Below are 7,162 nucleotides of genomic sequence, written 5' to 3'. Positions count from 1 at the left end.
CCTGCGCTGACCCAAAGGGCCCCTCCGGGGGCCCTTTTCATACAGAGCACATCCGATGCCGACAGCACCGCAGCCGCCAGAGGGGCGGATCGGATGACCGAGGGGCCGTGCCGCTGGCGGCGCTCCGCTGCCCGCGCGCCTGCCACTGAGGTCCCAAATCTGCAATTCTCCTATGCGTTCCGAGGTTTAGCTGCCGGGGCTGGCCGGGAGCGCCCCCCTCCCGGCGCCATTGATAAAGACGCGATGGAGAATAAGGGCATGGCTGGCGTGCGCCAGCACCTGCGCCTCCACGTCGCGGACCAGACGGACATAATCCCTGCTACTTCGGGCATGGGTGACGCGGATGCTGTCGTGCCCGACGATCGGGCCTGCATACAGATCAGTGGTGACGTAATGCGCGGTGGCGCCCATCCGCTTCACGTTGCGTTCACAGGCCTGTTTGCCGAGGTTTGCGCCCTTGAAGGAGGGCAGAAACGAGTGGTGGATGGTGATGATCCGCTCAGCCATCTCGGTGCAGATCTGATCCGAGAGGATCGGGATCACGCGCCAGCACAACCCGTTCTGCACCGCGCTCGCGCAGGATCCGCTTCTGTTCGGCCGCGGCTTGCCCAACTGCGACGTGAAGCTGACGCGCCTCAAAAACCGCTCCGTCAGCACATCGTCAAACTGGCCGTTGCCGATGATGTTGCAGCCGTTCTCGGCCAGATGGCGACGACGATGGAACGGGTGCTGCGGCCGGTGACGGTGAGGCCGTGTCGGGTCATCACGGGGCTCCCGTCGGCCGCACGCATCAGGGCGCGCGGTGCGGAGAAACGACGCCCGCCGGGCCACCATTTCTGTCGGTTTGGCGGCCTTTCGGGCCCGGTTTTTGCTAAGCTGCCGTCCTCACGCTTTCTGCTGCAGCCGCCCCGCTGCCGTCGAGAGCGCGTGCCACAGCGATCCGGCAAAGGAGCGCATGCCGAGAAAGGCGCAATGGTCTTCGCTCCGGCGCAGAACGAAAACACTCATATGGTCAAGGCCGGTGCGGGTGGCGGATGCCGGCCCGAACCGCGCGGGATCGAGATTGACCAGCTTTTCCAGCAGCGCTTGGATCGGCGCGCCCCCCGCCGATGAGGTGATCTCAAAGACCACGAAACCATCGGTTTGCTCGGTCACCGACGCCTGCGGCACCACCTCCTTCAGCGCGGCGGCGAAATCTTCCCCGGCGCGGCCCTCAGCCTCGATCATCCATTGATCCGGGCCAGTCCAGAAGGCACCGATCCCCTGCCCTGCCGCCAAACCCCCCGGCTGCGGAAGGGTAAGGCCCATGGGGCGGGGCACTTCTGCCCCCCGCCGCAGCGCGAGGGAGGCCAGCGCGATATCGGGGTTTTCGCGCAAGGTAAGGGCGCCAAAGGTCTGGCGGCGCGCGCTTGCCGCGCCCAATGCGGTGATGGCCATCAGATCAGTCACGGACACGCCCTCCTTCGGGGTCAACGAAATGCGGGCTGACCACACGCAGCAGAGTGGATTGCCCCTCCAAGGGGTTGGCGGCATGGATCACCTCGCCCAGCCGCTCGGCGCCACGCTCGAGGAAACCAAGGCCGATCATTGAGCCAATATGCGGGCTGAAACAGGCCGAGGTGATCCAGCCCTGATCGGTCTCGGTTTTCGGCTCGGCCCCTTGCGTGAAAAGATGCGACCCCGCCGCGATCCGGGCTGACGCATCGACCGGCTGCAAACCGACCAGTACCCGCCCCTCGGCCACCATCCCCTCGCGGCGGCTCATCACGGCGCCGATGCTGTCTTTCTTGCGCGAGACCATCTTGCCCATGCCCAGCATCTGCGCCGTTGTCTGGCCGTTCAGCTCATTGCCCGCCGCATGACCCTTTTCGATGCGCAAAACGCCAAGCGCTTCGGTGCCATAGGGGGTGGCGCCAAGATCCGCGCCAAGTTCGATCATCCGCGCCAGCAGCGCCGCGCCATAGCGGGCCGGAACCGCGATTTCATAGGCGAGTTCCCCCGAGAATGAGATGCGGAACAGCCGCGCGCGCAGGCCGTTGCAGACGGTCAGGTCTGCGCAGGCCATGAAAGGAAAGGCCGCATTCGACAGGTCGAACCCATCCACCACCCGTTCGAGCAGGCGGCGGGCCTGCGGCCCCGCGACCGAGATCTGCGCCCAGGCATCGGTGGTCGAGACGAGCTGTACATCCAGCTCGGGCCAGAGGCATTGGCGTGCAAATTCCATATGCCGGTAGACGGGGCCGGCCTGCGCGGTGGTGGTAGTCACCACATAATGCGTCTCGCCCAACCTGGCGCAGGTGCCGTCATCATAGGCATGGCCATCCTCGCGCAGCATCAGCCCGTAGCGCACCATCCCCACCTTGAGGCTGGCCATCGCATTGGCATAGATCCGGTCGAGAAACAGGCCCGCATCCGCGCCCTGCACGTCAATCTTGCCCAGCGTCGTGACATCGCAAAGCCCGACCCCGGCGCGGGTGGCCAAAACCTCGCGGTCGACCGTCTGCCGCCAATGGGTCTCGCCCGGACGGGGGAAATATTGCGCCCGCATCCAGGGGCCAACCTCGACAAAGACGGCGCCCTGTTCCGCAGCCCAAGTATGGGTGGGCGTCAGACGGCGCGGGCGGAAATGCGCGCCGCTGTCACCCCCGCCGAGCACGCTCAGCGCGACGCCGGTATAGGGCGGGCGAAAGATGGTGGTGCCCGTCTCGGGGATGGAACGGCCGGTCAGCTCCGCCATCACCGCCAACGCGGTGACATTGGCCGTCTTGCCCTGATCGGTGGCCATGCCCAGCGTTGTCCAGCGTTTCAGGTGCTCGACCGGACGCATGTTCTCCTGATGCGCCAGTTTGATGTCCTTGACGGTGACATCGTTCTGAAAATCGACCCAGGCGCGGCCTTTGCCCGGCACATGCCAGAAGGCGGCCTGCGCGCGCGGCGCGTCTTCGGCGCGCGGCAGATCGGGCAGGCGGGCCGAAATCCCCAGCTCTGCCAGCGCCGCCTGCGCCGCCGCCGCGCCCGAGGCCATCGCGGCCAGCGCGCTGCCTTGCCCATGCGCCGCCCCCGCCGCGATCAGGCCCGCAATGGCCCCCGCTTGCGGCAAAAAGGTCTGCAACGCCGCGTCCCAGACCGGACGCCCCCGATGATGCGAGGCGAGATGCAGGTTCGGGTTCCAGCCGCCCGCCACGCCAAGCGCGCCTGCCTCAAGCCATGTCGTCTGCCCGTCGCGGATCACCGCGATGCGCTTCAGACCCAGACGCCCCTTCGTATCGCTGACCACGGCCCCCGCGAACAGCTGATAGTCCCCAAGCGCCTTGGCCTCCGGGCGCGTGTCAATGACGCCCGCAATCTCAACACCCTTGGCGGCCAGATCCAGCGCGGTGCGGTGGCCGTCATCGCCCGAGGTGAAAACCGCGATGCGTTGAGCCGGGCTGACGGCCCAGCGGTTGGCATAGGCGCGAAGCGCCCCCGCCAGCATCACGCCCGGGCGGTCGTTGTTGGCGAAGGGAATGTGCCGCTCGGTGGCGCCCGTGGCCATCACGACGCGCCTGGCGGTGATCCGCCACAGGGTCTGGCGCACGCCATTGCCCGGGGTGGCGAGGTGGTCGGCCACCCGCTCCACCGCGCCAAAGACACCGTGGTCAAAGGCCCCGAACACCGTCGTGCGCCGCATCAGCCGCAGATTGGTCAGGTTGGCGAGTTCCGCCTCGATACCGGCCACCCAGTCGGCTGCGGGGCGCTCGTCCACCAGATCGGATTCCGCCAAAAGCCGCCCGCCCAGCCGGAAATCCTCATCCGCCAGAATGACCCGCGCGCCCGCCCGTGCCGCCGTCAGCGCCGCCATCAGCCCCGCCGCCCCGCCGCCCACCACCAAGAGGTCGCAGTGCAGGAACCCTTTGTCATATTGGTCCGGGTCCGGCTGCATCGACAGCGACCCCAGCCCCGCCGCGCGGCGGATCATCGGCTCATAGAGCTTTTCCCAGAAGGCCTTCGGCCACATGAAGGTCTTGTAATAAAACCCCGCCGCGAAGAACGGTGCCATCAGATCGTTCACCGCCATCAGGTCAAAGGCCAAGGACCCGACCCGGTTCTGGCTGTTGGCGGTCAGCCCGTTGTAGAGCTCCGCCACTGTCGCGCGGGTGTTCGGCTCCTGACGCGCGCCGCTGCGCAATTCGACCAAGGCGTTCGGCTCTTCTGACCCCGCCGCGACCACGCCGCGCGGCCGGTGATACTTGAACGACCGCCCCATCAGCCGCACGTCATGCGAAAGGAGCGCCGAAGCCAACGTGTCTCCCGGATGCCCGGTGAAGGATTTGCCGTCGAAGGTGAAATTCAGCGTCTGGCTGCGGTCAATCAGCCCTCCGGAAAGCCGCGTCATGCCTGACCCCCTCGTGCTGCAAGTGCGACGTCCTGCGCCAGCTCCGCCCGCAGAATTTCATGCGTCACCGTATCGCGGGTGACGATCAGCCAGGAACGGTCGCCCTGCTCGTGGAACCACAATTCCCGGTGCAGGCCCGCCGGATTGTCGCGCAGATAGACATAGTCGTTAAAGGCGCCAGCCGCGTCCTCGGCCATGCCGTCGGGGCGGTTGAGCAGTGCGGCATCGCCGAGATAGGTGAATTCCTGCGCATCACGCAGACCAAGAAGAGGATGAGGGATCAGCATGATCTAGCCTTGTCTGAAACGCGGAGCATCAATGCAGGTTGGGCTGGGCGCCCACACCTTTTTCGTCGATCACATGGCCACGGCCAAAACGGTCCAGCCGGTAGGCGGCGGCGGTGTCATGTGGCCGGTCCGTCGCCAGTAGATGCGCAAAGCTGAAACCGGACGCCGGGGTCGCCTTGAACCCGCCATAGCACCAGCCCGCGTTCAGATAGAGGCCCTCGACCGGCGTGCGGTCGATGATCGGCGAGCCGTCCATCGACATGTCCATGATGCCGCCCCACATCCGCAGCAGGCGCGCCCGGCCAATCGCGGGCATCAGTGCCATGCCGCCCTCGGCCACATCCTCGACCACCGGCAGGTTGCCGCGCTGCGCGTAGGAGTTGTAGCCGTCAATGTCGCCGCCAAAGACCAGCCCGCCCTTGTCGGATTGGCTCACATAGAAATGCCCGGCTCCGAAGGTGATGACGCCGTCGATCACCGGCTTCAGCCCTTCCGAGACAAAGGCCTGCAGCACATGGCTTTCGATCGGCAGCCGCAGGCCCGCCTTGGCCATCACCCGGCCCGAAGAGCCCGCCACCGCCACGCCCACTTTTTTCGCGCCGATATAGCCGCGCGAGGTGTCCACCCCCTGCACGCGGCCGTTCTCGATCCGGAAGCCGGTCACTTCGCAATTCTGGATCAGATCGACGCCCAGAAGGTCGGCGCCGCGCGCATAGCCCCAGACCACACCATCATGCCGCGCCGTGCCCGCGCGGCGCTGCAATAGCCCGCCCTTGATCGGAAAACGGGCATTCTCGAAATTGAGCCAGGGGTACATGGCCCGCACCCCCGCCGTGTCCAGCAGTTCGGCATCCGCCCCGGCCAGCAGCATCGCATTGCCGCGCCGGCGATAGGCATCGCGCTGACCGTCGCTGTGGATCAGGTTCAGGATCCCGCGCTGGCTGACCATCGCGTTGAAATTGAACTCCTGCTCCATGTTTTCCCAAAGCTTCATCGAGAATTCGTAGAAAGGTTCATTGCCCGGCAGCAGGTAGTTCGAGCGGATAATCGTGGTGTTGCGCCCGATATTGCCCGAGCCGATCCAGCCTTTTTCCAGCACGGCAATCCGCGCCTGCCTGAACTGGCTGGCCAGAAAATAGGCCGTTGCCAGCCCATGCCCGCCGCCGCCCACGATGATGTAATCATAGCTGGCCTGCGGTTCCGGGTTGCGCCACAGCGGCTTCCAGCCCTTGTGGCCGGTGATCGCCTCCGCAAAAACTCTCAGAGCTGAAAAACGCACATCGACCTCGTGATCTGGCGGAATTTCCCCAACTCTAGCGTGACAAATTGCGCAAGAAATGTCAGATACGGACATGGAATTGCCCGCCCCGGACAGGCGGTGGGCGCGTATCATGGGGGACTGTCACGATGGCCGCTGTCACTGCCCGGCGCGCCACCGGCATGCCGACCCCGGACGTTTCTGCCCCGCGCGAGATCGGGTTTGTCCTCACGCCCGACCATGCGCTGATGTCGCTGGCCTCGGCGGTGGAGCCGCTGCGCGCCGCCAATCTTTTGGCCGGCCGCGAGCTTTACCGGCTGCATTTCTTTGCCAGTTCCGAGGGGTTCGTTGCCTCTTCCTGCGGCGGCGGCTTCCCGTGCAAAGCCTTGGCGACGGCGGGAAATGAGCTGGATATCGCCTTTGTCGTCGCGGGTGGCGATCCGATGCATTTCACCGATCCCGTGCTCATTCGCGGCCTGCGGGGGCTGCATGCGCGCAAGGTCAGGCTGGGGGGAATTTCGGGCGGCGGGGCCATTCTCGCCCGGCATGGGCTGATGAAGGGGCGGCGGTTCACCCTGCACTGGCTGCATGCCGATGCGCTGGCCGATCAGCAACCCGACCTGCTGATCGAGCGCGCCTTGTATGTGATTGACCGCGACCGCTACAGCTGCGCGGGCGGCGTGGCGGCGCTGGACATGATGTGCGCGCTGATTGCGGGCGAGCATGGGGCCGATTTTGCCCGCGCGGTCAGCGACTGGTTCATCCATCCGCGCCTGCGCACCGCGGATGAGCCGCAACAGCTGGATCCGGTTGACCGCTATCACCTGACGCATCCGATGCTGGTGGCGGCGGTGCGGCTGATGAACAGCCATCTGGCCGATCCGCTCACGCCCGAGCATCTGGCGAGCCTTTCGGGCGGCAGCCCGCGCCAGCTGCAGCGGCTGTTTCAGGCACAGTTCAAGATGCCGCCCATGCAGTTCTACCGGCTGTTGCGTCTGGAAAAGGCCGATCAGCTCCTTGCGCAATCCACCCTCTCGCTCGGCGATATTGCGCAGGCCACCGGCTTTGTCTCGACCGCGCATTTCTCGCGCCTGTTTGCAGCGCATTTCGGGATGCCCCCCGCCCGGCGGCGCGGCGCGCATCTGCGGGGGTAACCCGCGCCGCTCGGCCCGCACTCTCATCCTTACCCCATCCCCAGCCCAGCGGGGCCTCGGGAATGCACCCGACCGCAAGCGGGCGGGG

5 protein-coding genes and 1 pseudogene are annotated in these 7,162 nt (G+C 66.2%); 1 reads left to right on the top strand and 5 read right to left on the bottom strand.

What is annotated here, in order from left to right; translation table 11 throughout:
* Positions 1-186 precede the first annotated feature (186 nt).
* The 5 genes and pseudogenes from ACEN2S_RS14875 to ACEN2S_RS14855 all read right to left on the bottom strand — a co-directional run.
* A pseudogene (locus ACEN2S_RS14875) lies at positions 187-607 on the bottom strand (formyltransferase family protein); the annotation flags it as partial.
* 278 nt (positions 608-885) lie between these two features.
* The gene (locus ACEN2S_RS14870) at positions 886-1,449 is read right to left on the bottom strand and encodes a sarcosine oxidase subunit gamma (protein WP_441867133.1); all 564 of its coding nucleotides are present in this window, start codon (positions 1,447-1,449) and stop codon (positions 886-888) included.
* Complete coding sequence (locus ACEN2S_RS14865) at positions 1,442-4,375, bottom strand: sarcosine oxidase subunit alpha family protein (RefSeq protein WP_441867130.1); 2,934 nt, start codon at positions 4,373-4,375, stop codon at positions 1,442-1,444. The genes ACEN2S_RS14870 and ACEN2S_RS14865 overlap by 8 nt, the downstream gene beginning before the upstream one ends.
* Positions 4,372-4,662 (bottom strand): sarcosine oxidase subunit delta, encoded by a 291-nt coding sequence (locus tag ACEN2S_RS14860; protein ID WP_441867127.1) that lies wholly within the window; start codon positions 4,660-4,662, stop codon positions 4,372-4,374. Before ACEN2S_RS14860 ends, ACEN2S_RS14865 begins: the two co-directional genes overlap by 4 nt.
* A gap of 28 nt (positions 4,663-4,690) precedes the next feature.
* On the bottom strand, positions 4,691-5,941 hold the full coding sequence (locus tag ACEN2S_RS14855) for a sarcosine oxidase subunit beta family protein (protein WP_441867124.1): 1,251 nt from the start codon (positions 5,939-5,941) through the stop codon (positions 4,691-4,693).
* Positions 5,942-6,069: 128 nt separating this feature from the next.
* Here ACEN2S_RS14855 and ACEN2S_RS14850 point away from each other — a divergent pair, with 128 nt between their 5' ends.
* Positions 6,070-7,074 carry a GlxA family transcriptional regulator gene (locus ACEN2S_RS14850; protein WP_441867121.1) on the top strand — a complete coding sequence of 335 codons (1,005 nt, stop codon included), beginning with the start codon at positions 6,070-6,072 and terminating at the stop codon, positions 7,072-7,074.
* Positions 7,075-7,162: the final 88 nt, after the last annotated feature.

Origin of the sequence: Phaeovulum sp. W22_SRMD_FR3, assembly GCF_052113705.1 — a bacterium.
Classification (GTDB): domain Bacteria; phylum Pseudomonadota; class Alphaproteobacteria; order Rhodobacterales; family Rhodobacteraceae; genus JBGQOG01.
Note: the sequence above shows the minus strand (reverse complement) of the source record. Positions and strands in the feature narration are given on the sequence as shown.

Coding starts and splice junctions, on each gene's coding strand:
- ACEN2S_RS14865 (WP_441867130.1), bottom strand. CDS start 4,375: ATGACGCGGCTTTCCGGAGGGCTGATTGACCGCAGCCAGACGCTGAAT.
- ACEN2S_RS14860 (WP_441867127.1), bottom strand. CDS start 4,662: ATGCTGATCCCTCATCCTCTTCTTGGTCTGCGTGATGCGCAGGAATTC.
- ACEN2S_RS14850 (WP_441867121.1), top strand. CDS start 6,070: ATGGCCGCTGTCACTGCCCGGCGCGCCACCGGCATGCCGACCCCGGAC.